This is a genomic window from Cupriavidus sp. 05T42, assembly GCF_056396345.1.
This window is the reverse complement of record NZ_JBFTLH010000015.1, coordinates 25863-40987: the sequence shown is the minus strand read 5'-3', so window position 1 is coordinate 40987 and position 15125 is coordinate 25863. Positions and strand designations below refer to the sequence as shown.

The window sequence follows — 15125 nt, the reverse complement described above, 5'->3', positions numbered from 1 at the left end:
ATTCGTGAATAGGAATAGTCCGAAAATGGATTTCCGCCCCGCAAATACTGTCTAACGGCCATGGGGCGACGGTCGAAGCCGCCCTCGGCTTTGATGCAGGTCAATGGGAGTGCACGATGAATGGGGCGCGCGGTTGGATGATGGCGGGCATTGCGGGCGCCACATGGATGCTGGGCGGCTGCGTGGCATATCCCGGCTATGACACGTACTACGGCAGCTATCCGTCCGGCTATGCCTCGTCAGGCTATGACTCGTCGGGGTATTACGGCGGCTACTACAGCGGCTATCCCGCCTTTGCCTACGGCTATCCGTATGCCGGGTATCCGTATTACTACCGACCCTGGTATGGCGGCTTCTACGGCAGTGTCTGGTATGGCAGCGGCTATCGCGGCTACTACGGGCGTGGATATCGTGGCTATTACGGGGGCTACCACGGCTACCACGGGGGACACGGCGGGTACCACGGCGCCTATGGCGGCTACCGTGGCGGCGGTTATGGCTATGGCGGTGKGGGCGKGGGAAGAGGCGGCGGCGGGCGCGGTMGACGCTGAGTGCCAGCGCGCCCGCGCGATGCCGGCAGGAGCAATGCCTACGGCAACTGCCGAAGCTGTCCGATCACGGACATCAACCGCCCGTGTGCCACGATGACCGACGACTCGTCCTGCAGCGCCTCCTGATAGCGCTTGCGAAACGCCTCGTCCCCGCGCTCGCTGAACAGCTTCTGCGCGGCGGCGGCCACGGCCCGGCAGGTATCGTCATGATGTTCGTCGCCCTCGAGTTCTTCGTCGATCTCGATGATGAGGCGCGACAGCGGGTCCAGCCAGCGAAAGAAAGATTCTTCGGTGACCAGCTGCACGAACTGCCCGGCTGGAATCGGACCGTGCAGACGCTCGTATTGACCACGGTCGTAGCCGATGACTTCCTTGTGTACCTGGAGCAATGCCGCGCGCAGGGCGCGCAGGCCTAAGCGGCGGGTTTCCTGGGTGGCAAGGAACTGTTCGCTGGGCATGCCTTTTCTCCACTTTCCTGTTCCAGGGCAGGGCGTGTCGACATGACCCGTCGGCGGGGTCCTCCCGGGAACCGCCATCGCCTGCCCGATCGTTTTCGGTATGCATCGCCATGCGGCATGACATGGAGTATGCGTGAGTCAGTATAGGAAGCGCACGTGGCGCAGACCAGCGCGCAAGCCTAGCGAGATACCCGTATTGCGGCCCTGCGGCAAACCGTGGCGGCCATGTGGGTGAGTCTGAAACAAGATGTCGATGGTGCGATGCAAGGCACCGCTCAGGCACCCGGACCTTGCAACGATGCCCCCGCCGTGGCGATGATTTCCTCTGGGGAAGGATGTGCGCGCGCAGTCAACCGCATGCGTGCGAGCAGCGGAAGATGATCGGACGCCAGCCGCGTCAGCGCGCTGCGATGGCCCGCCACCGACACCAGGTGCGCGCGTGGCGAAGTCCAGATCCGGTCCAGCGCGAGGAAGGGCCAGCGCGACGGAAATGTCGAGACATGGGGTGTGCGTTCGAAGTACGCATGCAGCCAGCGCAGCGGGCGCCCCCACAGGAACCACTCGTTCACATCGCCGAGCAGGATGGTGGGCTGCTCGGGCGCCTCCGCCAGCGCGGTGAGCAGCCGGCGCACCTGCCAGCGCCGCTCGCCGGGCATCAGTCCGAGGTGCGTGGCAATCACGCGCAGCGCGAAGGTGTCGTGCTCCACGGCGTTGCATTCGAGCATGGCGTCGATGGCGCCGCGCGGCTCATGCCCCTTCACGCTGAGGTCGATATGGCGGATGCGCAGCGGCCGGTAACGCGTGAGCAGGCCGTTGCCGTAGTCGCCGTCCTCGCGGACCAGCGTGGGGCCGGGAATGGCGTGCAAGCCGCTGTGCGCGGCGAGGAAGCGCAGCATGTCGAAGCCGGTATGGCGCGACTCCACTTCCTGCAGGGCGATCAGGTCCGCGCGCAGTTCCGTCACCACATCCGCGATGCGCTTCGGCACGAAATGCCCATCGGTGCCCACCCCGCCGTGGATGTTGTAGCTGGCCACGGCGATGTCCGCGTGCAGGGACCCGGAGGCGTCCGACGCGGGATTCGATGCGGGAGGCAACGGCGCGTTCATCAGGCCCCCTCGCGCGAAGGCGCGCTGGTGCACGGTGGCGGGTGCCGCGCCGCCGCTGTCGCGGCCGTCGCTGCCGCATGGAGTTCGGCGTTCGCCGCACGCTCCCGGCGCTTGCGCCGCCGGCGCAGCAACACTGCCACGGTGATCGGAATCAGCAGCACCAGCGCCAGCAGGGCGAAGGTGCCCGCGCCGGGGTCTTTCGCCACGGCGGCAATCCGGTCCACCAGCGAGGCCGTGACAACAATGCCCGGCGTCATGCCGATGGCAGTGCCCAGCAGGCAGTCMCGCAGCCGGATGCGCGAGGCGCCCACCACCAGGTTGACCAGCGTGAACGGCGCCACGGGCACAAGCCGCAGCACCACCATCGCCAGCACGCCATGCTGGCGCACCTTCTGGCTCACGCGGTTCAGCCGGCGTCCGCCAAGGCGCCGCACCGCGTGGCGGCCCAGCAGCCGGCCCGCCGTATAGCCGCCGGCCGCGCTCAGCACCGAGCCGCACAGCGCCAGCAGCGCGCCGTACCACGGCCCGAACACGACCAGCGTGACCACGATCAACAGCGTCACCGGAAACATCACCAGCCCGCCCGCCACGAAGGCGGCCATCATCGCGCCCGGCGCAAACGGCATGTCGCGCACGCGCTCGATCATCGTCAGCAGGTAGCGGAAATCGGCCCACTCGCGCAGCGGCGTATAGCGCCACGCGAAGGCCATGCCGCCCAGCACGAGTACCAGCAGCACGAACACCGCCACCCGGTTGGCCGCGTGGGGGCGGGCCTCCTGGCTGACGAACTCGGCCATGATCTGCTCGCTGTCGATGGGCTMGATGGGGTMCAGCAGCCGTGCATCGGGCAGCGCGGCATCCACTTCTTCCGGCACGGTCGGCGAGAACCGCTCCAGCGTGCGCCCGTCGCTGCGGTGCAGGGTTTCGATGGCGGCGTGCAGGGCGCCGGCATCCGCCAGCGCGGTGTCGAGTTCCTCCGGCGTGACGGCGAGGTGCTCGCTCAGCAGCCGCCCGCGCATGGCCCGGATGCCGGCGGCGATCTTTGGATGGCCGTTGGCCTCCACCACGAGGTTGCATTCGGTATCGAGCCCGAACGAGCGATTGCTGAGATTGGCCGACCCGATGGTCAGCAATTGGTCGTCTACCACCATGACCTTGCTGTGGACGTTGACGCAGGCGTCGCCAAGGTCCGGCACATGCGGGCAGTACAGGTGGAACCGTTCGTGCTGGTCCGCGCCGCGCAGCCGCCGGCAGAGCCGCGCGCGCAGCACCCCCATGCTCGCTTCTTCCAGCCAGCCGCTCTCGGTGCGCCGCGAGACCAGCGCAATCTCCGGCCCCTCGGGCTCGCGCAGGCGCTTGGTGAACGCGTCGGCGATCAGGCCGGAGCTGAAATACTGGTTCTCAAGGTAGATGCCCTCGCGCGCCGCGCCGATGGCATCCAGATACAACTCGCGGATCTCGGACACGCCGGGATCGTCCTCGCACGCCGGCGCGGTCCGGCTGATGCCGACGTCCACATTGGTGAGGTCAGGCTCGACGCGCTCCGGCCACGCATCCCCCAGCGGCTGGTCCGGCACGCGCGGCTGGCGGCCCGTGGCGCGCAGCCAGCGCGCCGCCGCGAGGTCGCCCAGCKCGGCGGCGGCGTCGCCATCGACCACGCACTGCACGTCATGGAAGGGCGGATAGGGCTTGCCATCCAGATCCACGCGGCGCGGGTCGTCGGCCAGATGATGATGGGTGTCCCAACGCCGGATGGTCAGGTCCAGGCCGCCCACAAAGGCCACCTGATGATCGACCACCACGACCTTCTGATGATGCGAGGCCCCGGGCGGATGGTTGCCATCGAGCCGGAAAGACAGCCGCCGATGGGTCTGCCAGTGCATCTTGGCGTCGGGCAGCCACTCGCGCTCCAGCGCGAACACCATCGCGAAATCCCAACTTAGCACGTAGATCCGCAGCCCACGCCGGCGTTTGCACAGCGTGTTCAGGAACTCGCGCAGCGTGGGCGGCAGGCCATCGGGCGGGTCATCGCCGCCCGGGTTCATCACCATCCGGCTGTCGATGTCCCAGCCGAGGATGAACACGCTGTGCGTGGCCTTGGCCAGCGCCTCACGGAGTGCGGAGAAATACGCATCGGCGTCGACCAGCATCGAAAACCGCTGGCACGGCTCCACCCGCCAGCAGTTGTGGCCGGGACGCAGGAGCGGGGAATTGGGAAGGGCGTCGGACATCACCCCGCCACAGGCGCAAGTTTTGTACCGGATGGGGATCTGGGGCTGAGGCTAGGGTTTGGCGATGGCGGAGCACMGCCGCCGGTGTGCGCTTTACTCGGCTTTGTAATTTTGACAATCGACGGAGAGGGATGGCGAGCGCGTCAGCCGCGCCGCGCCGCCTCACGCCAAGCCCCCGGCGGCAGGCCGAAGCGGCGGGCGAACGCGCGGGTAAAAGTCGTCTGGTCGGGATAGCCGACGCCGAAGGCGATGTCGGTCAGCGGCATCGTGCCGGCCATCAGCCATTGCACGGCCTGATCGAGGCGCAGGCGGGTCTGGTAGCCGTGCGGCGTGTCGCCGAAGGCTTCGCAAAACAGGGTATGGAAGTGGCGGGCGCCCCAGCCGAAGCGGCTGGCGAGTTCGTCGGCGCGGGGTGGTTCGGCGAGGCTGGCGCGCAGGCAGGCGTCGATCGCCATGACCGGGAAGCGGGCGGCGTCGTGCCGGGTGAGGTCCTGCCCGAGCGAGGTGGCCAGATTGCCGGCGAGGATGGCCGCGCGCTGCCAGTCGTGCTGCGGCGGGGCGCCGGGGTGGGTTTTCGGGATGGTGACGAGCGTGCGCACTTGCGCGGCGAGCGGGCCCTCCAGCGCGAAGGTGCGCGGGCGGGCCATCAGCCGGGCCGGCAGGGCCACGGAACTGGCCGGGAAGTCGGCCACAAGCTGCAGGTTCTCGGTCAGGCCCACGCAGACATGGTGTTCGCCACCGGGCACGACCAGGCCGTGTTCGGCATCCACACGATAGGCGTGACCGTCGATTTCCAGTTCGATGGCGCCGTCCACGCCGAACAGCAACTGGTGGTAGTCGTGCGCATGGCCGAGCGGCTGCGGCTGGAATCGCCGCGGCTCGACCAGCGGGGCGGCGTGGTCAGCGCGCTTCGGCACGTTGCGTCCGTCCCTGGGTCTGGCACAGCCACACCCCGCCGCCGGCCACGGCCATGCCGAGCCACTGGAGCGGCACCAGATGGTCGCCAAACAGCAGCGCGGCCTGCACGGCGGCCAGCGGCGGGGCGAGGAACATCAGCGCGGCGGCGTTGGCGGCGCGCCCGCGGCGCACCAGCCCCAGCAGCAGCCACGTACCGAGCCCCGACAGCACCAGCGCGGCATAGGCCAGCGACGCCCACAGCGTGACGCCCGGCTCCCAGTGCAGCGCGCCCGGGCCGCCGTTGACCGTGACCAGCGCGCCGGCCACCAACATCGCGCCGGCATTCTGCCAGGCCGAGCTGGCGCGAATGTCGGCCTTGGCGATGGAGGTCTTCTGCAAGAGCGTACCCATGGTGATGGAAACAATGGCCAGCAGGCCGATCAGCACGATCCACGGCGACACCGCGTGCGGCGCGCCGGCCCGCATCGCCGGCAGGACGACCAGCCCCACGCCGGCCGCGCCGAGCGCGAGCCCGCGCCAGGTGCGCATCGAAGCTAGCTCTTTTAATAGTGGGATGGCAAGCAGCGCGGTCAGCAGCGGCTGCAGGGCGCCCAGCAGCGCCATCACGGACGGCGACAGCCCGTGCGCCACGGCGCCGTAGCCGGCACACAGGTAGATGCCCTGCATCAGCGCGCCAGCCAGCAGGTGGCGGGGCACCTCGCGCGCCGCCGGCCACGCCGCCCCGGCCAGCACCGCCGCCAGCGTGAACATCAGCCCGGCCAGCGCAAAGCGGGCGAGCAGGAACAGGCTGGTGTCGGCCACGGGCACGACCGCCTTGCCGACGATAAAGCCGGTGGACCAGATCAGGACGAAGGCCAGGCCAGGCAGCCAGGCGGGCAGGGGGCGCGACATGGAAGCGGTACTCGATCAGATTCCGGGCGGCCGGTCAGTGGCCGCATTGGGGGAGATTGTCCGGCAGGGTAGCGGGGCGGGAGGGGGCTGTCTTGGCGATTCCTGCAATCGACCTTCAGACAAATCCGATGGACCTCATGGACAATATGCGCCTTGTCCACGTCTTCCGGCCCCGATCGGGCCGTTCCCGCCATGCCAACGACCGCGCCGCATCACCGCCTGATCCAGGATCTCGGCCTCGTGCCCCATCCGGAGGGGGGATTCTACCGGGAGACCTACCGCGACGCCACGCGGGTCCGCCGGGCCGACGGCGTGGAGCGCGCCGCCTCCACGGCCATCTATTACCTGCTGTGCGATGACGCGTATTCGGCGTGGCACCGCATCTGCGCGGACGAAGGCTGGCATTTCTACGCCGGCGGGCCGCTCGACGTGCATGTGATCGATGCCGCAGGCCGGTTGCACACCCACCACCTCGGCAACCCGCTGCACGACGCGGGCACCGCGTTCCAGGCGGTGGTGCCGGCCGGCTGCTGGTTCGCGGCCGAGCGGGTGGCGGGTTACGCCGGCGGCTATTCGCTGGTGGGCTGCACGGTGGCGCCCGGGTTCGAGTTCAGCGAGTTCGAACTGGCCGACGCCGCCGCGCTGGCCGTCGCCCATCCGCATCACGCCGAGGTGATCGCCCGGCTGGCGCCCCGGCTCCCGCAGGGCTGACCGGCCGCGCTCCCTACGTTCGCCGGCAAGTTTTACGCGTAGCGGGCGGGCCTGGCCGCTGCCGTACGCCGATTTGGTGGCGTCGGGCGGCGTCGGGCGGCCGGGAACGGCTTTTGCAGAACCGGTCCACGGACCCGTTTTCGCAATGTCCGCATCCCCACCCCGCAAAAACCCCACAGAACGAGGAGTCATCATGGATAAGTCCAAGATCCCGGTCGGCCAGCGTCCGGCCCTGAGCCTGTTGCTGGACGACCATCGCGCCGTCAAGAAGCTGTTCAAGCAGTTCGAGGAAGCCAAACAGGACAGCGCCAAGCAGTCGATTGCGGCGGAAACCTGCCACGCGCTGAGCATCCACGCCCAGATCGAGGAGGAGATCTTCTATCCCGCCCTGCGCGGCGTTTCGGACAAGATCGACGACATGCTGGAYGAAGCCAAGGTCGAGCACATGGTGGCCAAGCAGTTGATCGCGAAGATCGAATCGGGCGATAAGGCCATGCTCGACGCCAACTACAAGGTGTTGACCGAGTACGTCGGGCACCACGTGGAGGAAGAGGAAAGCGAGCTGTTCAAGGCGGTGATCCAGGCCAAGGTCGACCTCAAGGCGGTGGCGGCGCAGCTCGAGGAGCGCAAGCACGAACTGGAAGGCGTGACGGCCTGATCGTTGGCGCGGACGAAAAAAGGCCCATCCGAGGTGGATGGGCCTTTCTTTATCGCTGCGATGCGTGGCGTTTAGATCGCTTTATCGCCCTTAACCTTGATTGGCGAGCAGATCGGCCAGTTCATCGGCGTGTTCTTCCTCGACGGCCAGGATCTCTTCCATCATGCGGCGCGTGGTCGGATCTTTGTCGCCCAGGTACTGGACGATCTCGCGATAGCTGTCGATCGCAATCCGCTCGGCCACGAGGTTCTCGCGGATCATGCTGGCGAGGTCGTCGCCCTCGGAGTACTCCGAATGGCTGCGCGTCAGCAGGCCGTCCGGCGACAGGTTGGGTTCGCCGCCCAGTTGGACGATGCGCTCGGAAATCTGGTCCGCGTGGCCTTGCTCCTCGTTGGAATGCTGGAGGAATTCGTCAGCAACGCTCTTCGAGTTCGGGCCCTTGGCCATGAAATAGTGGCGGCGATAGCGCAGCACGCAGACGATTTCCGTGGCGAGTGCGGTATTGAGCAACTCGATCACGGTGCTGCGGTCGCCGTCGTAGCCCTCGGTGACGGCGCCGTCTTCGATCTTCTTGCGGGCACGTTCGCGGAGAGTCTTGATGTCGGTGAGGAAGGGTTGGGATTGCATTGTGATGGACTCCTTTGCCAACCGTGAGCGGGGACTTGTGTGGGCACTTTATGTGGGGATTTGGTGCGTATCTATCTTAGAGTTCCGCGCACGCCGCGCGGCGTCAGCCCGTGCCCCATTCTGCTATCGGGTTCGGTCCTACAACCCGCCCGCCGGGGCTAGGCCGGCAGCAGCCGCGCGCGCAGGAAATCCACAAAAGCAGTGACTTTGGGCGATGCCACGCGGCGGCGCGGGAACACCGCGTGGAAGTCCTGCGCCGGCCCGGTCCACGCCGGCAGCACGCGGCGCAGCCGGCGCGCGGTCACGTCCGGGGCGAGGCTGCGGTCCATCGCCAGCGAGAGTCCTTCGCCGGCACACAGCGCGTCGTGCAGCAGCGCGGGGTCGCTCGCCACGATCACCGGATTGATCGGAAAATCCCGCGCACGGCCGGCGGCCTGCCGCAGGGGCCACGCATAGCCGCGCTCGCGCCGCGCCTGATGAAGCGCCAGCGTGGCGTGGTCGAGCAGGGCGGCGGGATGGTCTGGCACACCGTGCCGCTTCAGGTAGGCGGGGCTGGCATAGACGCCGGTCGGGAAACTGCCGAGCCGGCGTGCGATGAGGTCGGAATCGGGCAGCACGCCGAGGCGCAGCGCCACGTCGATCTCTTCGGCAACGAGGTCGAGCGGCACGTGCGAGGCAAGGATCTCCAGACGCACTTCGGGATAGGCCGCACGGAAGGCGGCCAGCAGGGGGGCGATCCACGTGGTGCCGAACGAGTACGGCAGCGTCACACGGAGCCAGCCGCGCGGGCCGTGCTGCAACTGCTCGACGGCGGCCTGGGCGTCGTCGAGGTGGCGGGCCAGGAGCTGGCTGTGCTCGAAGTAGGCCGCGCCGGCGTCCGTCAACGCCAGCCGGCGTGTGGTGCGGAGGAGCAGTTGCGTGCCGAGCTGGGCCTCCAGCGCCATCACGCGCCGGCTGACCGTGGTCTTGGGCATCTGCGACGCGCGCGCCGCCGCCGTGAAACTGCCCGATTGCACCACGCGCACGAAGATCAGCGTGTCGTTAAGGTCTGCCGCCATCGTTCTGGTCCCTGCTAAGGCCCGCTTTTAGGAGAAATGCGATTGTCCCATCAATGGGCCAATGCTGCCCGGATCCGGGGACTAATCACGACGCCACTCGCTCCGTAAGATCGCCCCATCGAATCCAACAAGGCAGGAAGGCGATCATGAAATTGAGCGAGTACGTGACCTATGACGCGGTCGGGCTGGGCCAACTGGTGGCGCGCGGTGAGGTGAGTGCGGGGGAACTGGCGGAAGTGGCCCGCCGTGCGATTGCCGCCGTGAATCCGAGGATTGGCGCGGTGGTGGAGGACTGGCCGGCCGATGCAGCCGGGTCTTCGGCGGCACCCGGCAGTGGGCCGCTGGCCGGCGTGCCGTTCCTCGTCAAAGATCTCGCGCTGTCGATGGCGGGCAAGCGGCTGGAGCTGGGCTCGCGGCTGGCGGCGGGCCTCGTGGCGCCATCGGACTCGTTCCTGATGCAGCGGCTGCGCGCCGCCGGGCTGGTAACAATTGGCCGAACGGCTACGCCGGAGATGGCGTTCAGCACCGCGACCGAGTCCCTTCAGCAGGGCGCCACGCGCAACCCCTGGCAGCCGGCGTTGAGCGCGGGCGGTTCCAGCGGCGGGGCCGGTGCCGCCGTGGCGGCCGGGATAGTGCCGCTGGCGCATGCGACTGATGCCGCTGGGTCGATCCGCGTGCCGGCGGCGTTCAACGGCCTGTTCGGGCTCAAATCCACGCGTGGCCGGGTCTCGAACGGTCCCGGTCTGGACGAAGTCTTCGCCGGGCTCGGCGTGCAGGGCGGGCTGAGCCGCACGGTGCGCGACAGCGCCGCGCTGCTCGACGCCATGCACGGCACCGCCGCCGGCGAGCCGTATCACACGCCCGCGCCGTCCCGACCCTTTCTCGACGAAGTGGGGCGGGAACCGGGCCGGCTGCGCATCGGCGTGATGGTGCCGCCGTTCAGCGGGGCTGGCGTGGCCCCGGTCATGGCGCAGGCGGTGGCGGGCGTGGCCGCGCAGTTGGCAGGGCTGGGCCACCATGTCGATGACGTCACGCTGCCGCTGGGCGCATCGTGGGAGGCGGTCGTCCTGGCGAATGCGCGCATCTGGTGTGCCACGCTGGTCGGCTGGATCGATGGCGTGGCAGCGGCCACCGGGCGCCCCATCGACGCCACCACGCTGGAGCCGCAAACACTGGCGGCGTACCGCTACGGCCAGCGCGTCACCGGCCCCGCCTTCGCGGCAGCGCTCGACGTGCGCAACGCGGTGACGCGGGCCACGGCGACCTGGTTCGATGACATCGACGTCCTGCTGACGCCAACGATGCCGGCCCTGCCTGAGCCGGTGGGCACCTATGCCGCCGGCGCGGCAACCATGGATGGACTGGACTGGACCGACCGCGTGTTCCGGCACTCGCCCTACACGCCGGCGTTCAACGTGGCGGGGCTGCCGGCGATGTCCGTGCCGCTATGCGTGGACGCGGCGAGCGGGCTGCCGATCGGCATGCAGTTCGGGGCGGGGTTCGCGGAGGAGGGGATGCTGTTCCGGCTGGCGGGGCAACTGGAACGGGAGATGGGCTGGGCGGGGCGCCGGCCAGCCGTCTGGGCTGGCGCGGCGCAGGCTTGATGGGCGATCAATACCCGTAACGGTTGTAACCGGGGTTGTAACCTTGGTTGTAGCCCTGGTCATAGCCCTGCTGGTACTCGACCTGCCCGTAACCCGCCGGTGCGGCCGGCGCGCACGGCACGTAGGCGCGCTGGTAGTTGCTGTAGCAGTAGCCCGGTGGCACCTGCGGGGCGGCGTAGGCCACCGGCTGCGGCGGCGCGTAGACCGGCGCCGGTGCAGCCACCACGGGCTGGCTGAAGACCGCCGCGCCGATGGCCAGCGCCGCGATGGCGCCCACCGCCAGCGCAGCCGCGGCGCCGTCCGACCCGCCGCCACCGTGATGGCGGCCGCGGGCCGACGCCGGCCCGGCGGCCAGCATGGCGGCGCAGAGAACGGCAATACCGGTGTAACGAATCGATTGGCGCATGTCGGGCTCCTTGTCGGCCGATGATCGGCCTTGCTCGATGGAAGCCATCATGCCCTGCGACGCATTACAGTGGGTTACGCGATGGTGAGCAGATGTTACGGCTGCAACATATGGCGCCGTGCCCGGAAGCGACCCCGCTTACTCGCTGGCTTCGGCCAGGAACCAGGCGCGGCGCTGGGCCTCGTCGATCCAGTTCTCGAGCAGGCTCGCCGTGGCCACGTCGCCGTGGTCGTCGCAGACGGCGTGGGCGTCGAGCATGATCGCGGCCAGTTGCAGATTGTCGGCGCGCAGTTCCGCCAGCATGTCGCGCGGGGCCACGCGGTCGGCATCGTTGTCACGCAGGCGCTGCTGGCGGGTGACATCGCCGATGGAGCGCAGCGTGGTGGCGCCGAGCTTGCGCACCCGCTCGGCAATGTCGTCGGTGATGGCGAAGATCTGCGCCGACTGCTCGTCGAGCATCAGGTGATAGTCGCGGAAGTGCGGGCCGGACATGTGCCAGTGAAAGTTCTTGGTCTTCAGGTAGAGCGCGAAGACATCGGCAAGCAGCGGGTTGAGGTGCGCCGCGATGGCGGCGACGCCCTTGGCGTCCGGGACGGACGTGGCGACGGTGGTGGCGGTGACGAGGGAGGGTGCGGGCATGGTGGCTCCTGGTTGTCAGGGGGTTCGGCCCGCCATGATCGGGCCACGCCCCGCGCCGGCGTTGCCGCCGGCCCCCGGAATTGTCGATAACGCACGTTGGCGCGCCGGGCCGGGGGCGGCCGGGCAGGCTGCCCGCCGAGCCGGACCAGACTATACATACATATAGTTCCGCCGCAGGGACGGGCCTCGTATCATGCCAGCACGCATCCCGGCAAGTCGGTCCGGGCCCGCTGCGTGTTTCAGTCCGGTCGAGGTAGTCGCTTTGCACAACAAACAATTATTGGCCATCGTTGACGACGACGACTCCGTGCGAGTCGCCACGTCGCGCCTGGTTCGCTCCCTGGGCTGGGAAGTCATCCTTTTCGACACCGCCACGGCGTTCCTGAACTCCGGCTGTGCCGCCGAGGTGGATTGCGTGATCTCCGATGTCCAGATGCCCGGCATCACTGGCATCGAGATGCATCGCCGGCTGACAGAAGCCGGCGTGCACGTGCCCGTGATCTTCATTACCGCGTTTTCCGTGGAAGCCACGCGCAGGCAGGCGATGAAGAACGGTGCACTTTCCTTCCTCAATAAGCCGGTGGACGGCGCCGCACTGCAGGCGTGCCTGGATCGGATCGGCAAGGCGGCGCCGAGCGCATAAGTGCCGTGCCCTGCGGTGCGTCACTTTTGCCACCCGCTATGTATAATTCCTGCGCACACATCCCGCGGGATCGATGGCACGTCCGTGCCCGATCGCACCACGACTGTGCAAGCGACCGCCCCGCAAGACTGCCGACGGCCAGCGGTAGTTGAAACCGCCGAAGTCCCCCCCGAGGAGCCACCCCGAGCATGTCCGAGCCAACCGCCGTGCACAGGCCKAAATCCGAGAATCCGCGCGCGCTGCTGACCCTGGCGGCCCTGCTGACGCTGGGGATTTTCCTGATCGATGTCCTGACGCCGCTGACGATTGCCGTCGCCGTGCTCTACGTGGTGGTCGTGCTGCTGGTGGCTGCCACCGGCTCGCAGCAGGCCACGCTGTATTCGGCCATCGGCTGCGCCGCGCTCACCATCTTCGCCTTCCTGTTCCAGCGCACGGTCACCGAGGACGCCGGCCCGCTGGCGCGCTGCGTGTTCAGCCTGCTGGCGCTGGCCAGCACCTCGCTGCTGGCCATGCGCAACCTCGCCAAGACCGCCCAGCTCCACGAGGAAATGCAGATCCGCGCCACGGCCGAGGCTGCGCTCGCACGCAGTGAAGCCTTCCTGGCCGAAGCGCAGCAACTGAGCCAGACCGGCAGCATCGCCATGCGCGTGCCCGGCGACACGATGACGTGGTCCGACGAGGCCTACCGGATCTTCGGCTACGACCGCACGGTGACGCCGGGTCCGGACCTGGTCCTGGCGCGCGCCTTTCCCGAAGACCTGCCGCTGGTGATATCCGTGCGCGACCAGATGCGGCAGGGCGTGCACCTGATCGACGTGCGGCATCGGCTGCGCATGCCGGATGGCACGGTCAAGCACGTGCACCTGGTGTCGCGCCTGCGCGAGTCGGCGTCGGACTATACCGAGTACGTAGGCGCGCTGATGGACATCACCGCCGCCGTCCAGACTCAGCAGGCCTTGCAGCGCACCTCCACCGAACTCGCGCACGTGATGCGCATGACCACGCTGGGCGAGCTGGCGGCGTCCATCGCCCATGAGGTGACGCAGCCGATCGCGGCCATCGTMACCTGTGGGGACTCCGCGCTACGCTGGCTGAACCGGGCGCAGCCGGACGTCGCCGAGGCCACCCAGTCCATCGACCAGATGATCCGCGACGCGCGGCGCTCCAGCGACATCATCCGGCAGATCCGCTCGATGGCGCAGAAGCGCGATCCGGTCTACGCCGAGACCGCGCTGGACAGCCTGGTGCGCGAGTCGATCGAACTGATGCGCCGGGAGCTGCAGGATCACCATGTGGAGTCGGCGATCGACCTGGCGCTGCCGGACGCGATGATCTGCGGCGACCGCGTGCAGCTTCAGCAGGTGCTGATCAATTTGCTCCTGAACGCCGTGCAGGCGATGGAGGGCACCGGCCGCCCCCGCAAGCTTTGGGTCAACACCGCGCTGGCCGAGTCGCGCCAGGCGCAAATCACCGTGCGGGACGCCGGCAAGGGCATCGCACCGGAAGAGGCCGGGCGGCTGTTCAGCGCGTTCTTCACCACCAAGGCCGAGGGGATGGGCATGGGCCTGTCGATCTGCCGCTCCATCGTCGAGGCGCACGGCGGCCGCATCTGGGCCGACTCGCCACCCGAGGGCGGCGCGGCCTTCCACATCATGCTGCCGCTGCATCTCGCCGATGCACCGGACGGCGAATGCGCGGCCCTACGGCAGACCGCGGAAGCAGGGAGCGAACATGGGCAATGAGTCGGGCGCGGTCAACGAGGCGGCGAGTGGCGTGGTCTATGTGGTCGATGACGACGAGTCGATGCGGATTGCCGTGGCGATGCTGCTGCGCTCCGTCGGGCATCAGGTGCAGACGTTCGCCTCCGCGCAGGAATTCCTGGCGTGCGAGCGGACCGACGCGCCAAGCTGCCTGATCCTCGATGTCCGGCTCAAGGGCCAGAGCGGCCTCGCCGTGCAGGAGCAGATCGGCGCGGACCAGGTCAGCATTCCCATTGTCTTCATGACCGCCCATGGCGACATTGCCATGTCGGTCAAGGCGATGAAGGCGGGTGCGACGGACTTCCTCGCCAAGCCGTTCCGGGACCAGGACATGCTGGACGCCGTGAACAGCGCCCTGGCGCGCGACGCCCAGCGGCGCGTGGCCGATCAGTCGAGCGCGGACTTGCGCCAGCGCTTTGCCACGCTGACCCAGCGTGAGCGGGAAGTGATGGCACAGGTGGTGCGCGGGCTGATGAACAAGCAGATCGCGTCGAACCTGGGCCTGAGCGAGATCACGGTAAAGATCCACCGTGGCCAGGCCATGAAGAAGATGGGCTCGCGTTCGCTGGCCGACTTCGTGCTGAAGGCCGAAGCGCTCGGCATGACGCCGGCGGCTTCGCAGTAAGCCATCAGCGATCGCGTCAGACCGGCGCCCACGTCGAGATCAGGGCCGCCATGCCGCAGCAGGCGGTGCAGACACCAAGCCAGTAGCAGATCATCTTGCGTTCGCGTCGCGTGACGGCGACGGGGTAAGACACGTGCTGGGCGGACATGGTCGGGGTGTGGATGTGCATGATGGGCTCCGGGTGGGCAGGCCGGAGCATCGGCGTGCCGGATGCCTGTCGCGATGGCCCGCTGTCGGGG

General features: G+C 68.4%; 17 protein-coding genes. 7 read left to right on the top strand and 10 right to left on the bottom strand.

Annotation, left to right across the window (positions count from 1 at the left end; translation table 11 throughout):
- Positions 1–116: 116 nt before the first annotated feature.
- Positions 117–551, top strand: a complete 435-nt coding sequence (locus tag AC1EJR_RS19630) for a hypothetical protein (RefSeq protein WP_477147430.1) — start codon at positions 117–119, stop codon at positions 549–551.
- Between the two features lie 38 nt (positions 552–589).
- On the opposite strand, the gene AC1EJR_RS19625 is transcribed toward AC1EJR_RS19630, so the two are convergent.
- From AC1EJR_RS19625 to AC1EJR_RS19605, 5 genes are all read right to left on the bottom strand, one after another.
- Entirely contained in the window at positions 590–1009 is a 420-nt protein-coding gene (locus AC1EJR_RS19625) for a hypothetical protein (protein WP_092296569.1), read from the bottom strand.
- 275 nt (positions 1010–1284) lie between these two features.
- Positions 1285–2115, bottom strand: a complete 831-nt coding sequence (locus AC1EJR_RS19620) for an endonuclease/exonuclease/phosphatase family protein (protein WP_092296855.1) — start codon at positions 2113–2115, stop codon at positions 1285–1287.
- Positions 2115–4346 (bottom strand): VTT domain-containing protein, encoded by a 2232-nt coding sequence (locus tag AC1EJR_RS19615; protein ID WP_477147429.1) that lies wholly within the window; start codon positions 4344–4346, stop codon positions 2115–2117. Before AC1EJR_RS19615 ends, AC1EJR_RS19620 begins: the two co-directional genes overlap by 1 nt.
- Positions 4347–4489: 143 nt before the next feature.
- Positions 4490–5263: a helix-turn-helix transcriptional regulator gene (locus tag AC1EJR_RS19610; protein WP_477113490.1), complete on the bottom strand. Its 774-nt coding sequence runs from the start codon at positions 5261–5263 to the stop codon at positions 4490–4492.
- Positions 5247–6155, bottom strand: coding sequence for a DMT family transporter (locus AC1EJR_RS19605; RefSeq protein ID WP_477113491.1), 909 nt, complete (start codon positions 6153–6155; stop codon positions 5247–5249). The genes AC1EJR_RS19610 and AC1EJR_RS19605 overlap by 17 nt, the downstream gene beginning before the upstream one ends.
- Positions 6156–6347: 192 nt before the next feature.
- On the opposite strand from AC1EJR_RS19605, the gene AC1EJR_RS19600 reads away from it, so the two are divergent.
- Together AC1EJR_RS19600 and AC1EJR_RS19595 are read left to right on the top strand one after the other, a co-directional pair.
- Positions 6348–6866, top strand: a complete 519-nt coding sequence (locus AC1EJR_RS19600) for a cupin domain-containing protein (protein WP_477113492.1) — start codon at positions 6348–6350, stop codon at positions 6864–6866.
- A 193-nt stretch (positions 6867–7059) separates the two neighbouring features.
- Complete coding sequence (locus AC1EJR_RS19595) at positions 7060–7524, top strand: hemerythrin domain-containing protein (protein WP_092296557.1); 465 nt, start codon at positions 7060–7062, stop codon at positions 7522–7524.
- 90 nt (positions 7525–7614) lie between these two features.
- Here the strand turns inward: AC1EJR_RS19595 and AC1EJR_RS19590 are convergent, their stop codons facing one another.
- On the bottom strand, positions 7615–8151 hold the full coding sequence (locus AC1EJR_RS19590) for a ferritin-like domain-containing protein (protein WP_177219954.1): 537 nt from the start codon (positions 8149–8151) through the stop codon (positions 7615–7617).
- A gap of 158 nt (positions 8152–8309) precedes the next feature.
- Positions 8310–9209, bottom strand: coding sequence for a LysR family transcriptional regulator (locus AC1EJR_RS19585; RefSeq protein ID WP_477113493.1), 900 nt, complete (start codon positions 9207–9209; stop codon positions 8310–8312).
- A gap of 146 nt (positions 9210–9355) precedes the next feature.
- On the opposite strand from AC1EJR_RS19585, the gene AC1EJR_RS19580 reads away from it, so the two are divergent.
- A complete protein-coding gene (locus AC1EJR_RS19580; RefSeq protein ID WP_477113494.1) occupies positions 9356–10813 on the top strand; it encodes an amidase in 1458 nt (485 codons plus the stop codon).
- Positions 10814–10820: 7 nt separating this feature from the next.
- Here AC1EJR_RS19580 and AC1EJR_RS19575 read toward each other — a convergent pair whose 3' ends face one another.
- Positions 10821–11219 (bottom strand): mechanosensitive ion channel protein MscS, encoded by a 399-nt coding sequence (locus AC1EJR_RS19575; RefSeq protein ID WP_092296849.1) that lies wholly within the window; start codon positions 11217–11219, stop codon positions 10821–10823.
- 138 nt (positions 11220–11357) lie between these two features.
- Positions 11358–11858 carry a Dps family protein gene (locus AC1EJR_RS19570; RefSeq protein WP_092296546.1) on the bottom strand — a complete coding sequence of 167 codons (501 nt, stop codon included), beginning with the start codon at positions 11856–11858 and terminating at the stop codon, positions 11358–11360.
- A gap of 193 nt (positions 11859–12051) precedes the next feature.
- On the opposite strand from AC1EJR_RS19570, the gene AC1EJR_RS19565 reads away from it, so the two are divergent.
- From AC1EJR_RS19565 to AC1EJR_RS19555, 3 genes are all read left to right on the top strand, one after another.
- Positions 12052–12501 carry a response regulator transcription factor gene (locus AC1EJR_RS19565; protein ID WP_369823483.1) on the top strand — a complete coding sequence of 150 codons (450 nt, stop codon included), beginning with the start codon at positions 12052–12054 and terminating at the stop codon, positions 12499–12501.
- A 188-nt stretch (positions 12502–12689) separates the two neighbouring features.
- Positions 12690–14243 carry a sensor histidine kinase gene (locus tag AC1EJR_RS19560; protein WP_477113495.1) on the top strand — a complete coding sequence of 518 codons (1554 nt, stop codon included), beginning with the start codon at positions 12690–12692 and terminating at the stop codon, positions 14241–14243.
- A complete protein-coding gene (locus AC1EJR_RS19555) occupies positions 14233–14886 on the top strand; it encodes a response regulator transcription factor (RefSeq protein ID WP_092296537.1) in 654 nt (217 codons plus the stop codon). The genes AC1EJR_RS19560 and AC1EJR_RS19555 overlap by 11 nt, the downstream gene beginning before the upstream one ends.
- A gap of 16 nt (positions 14887–14902) precedes the next feature.
- Here the strand turns inward: AC1EJR_RS19555 and AC1EJR_RS19550 are convergent, their stop codons facing one another.
- On the bottom strand, positions 14903–15055 hold the full coding sequence (locus AC1EJR_RS19550) for a hypothetical protein (RefSeq protein WP_177219953.1): 153 nt from the start codon (positions 15053–15055) through the stop codon (positions 14903–14905).
- Positions 15056–15125: the final 70 nt, after the last annotated feature.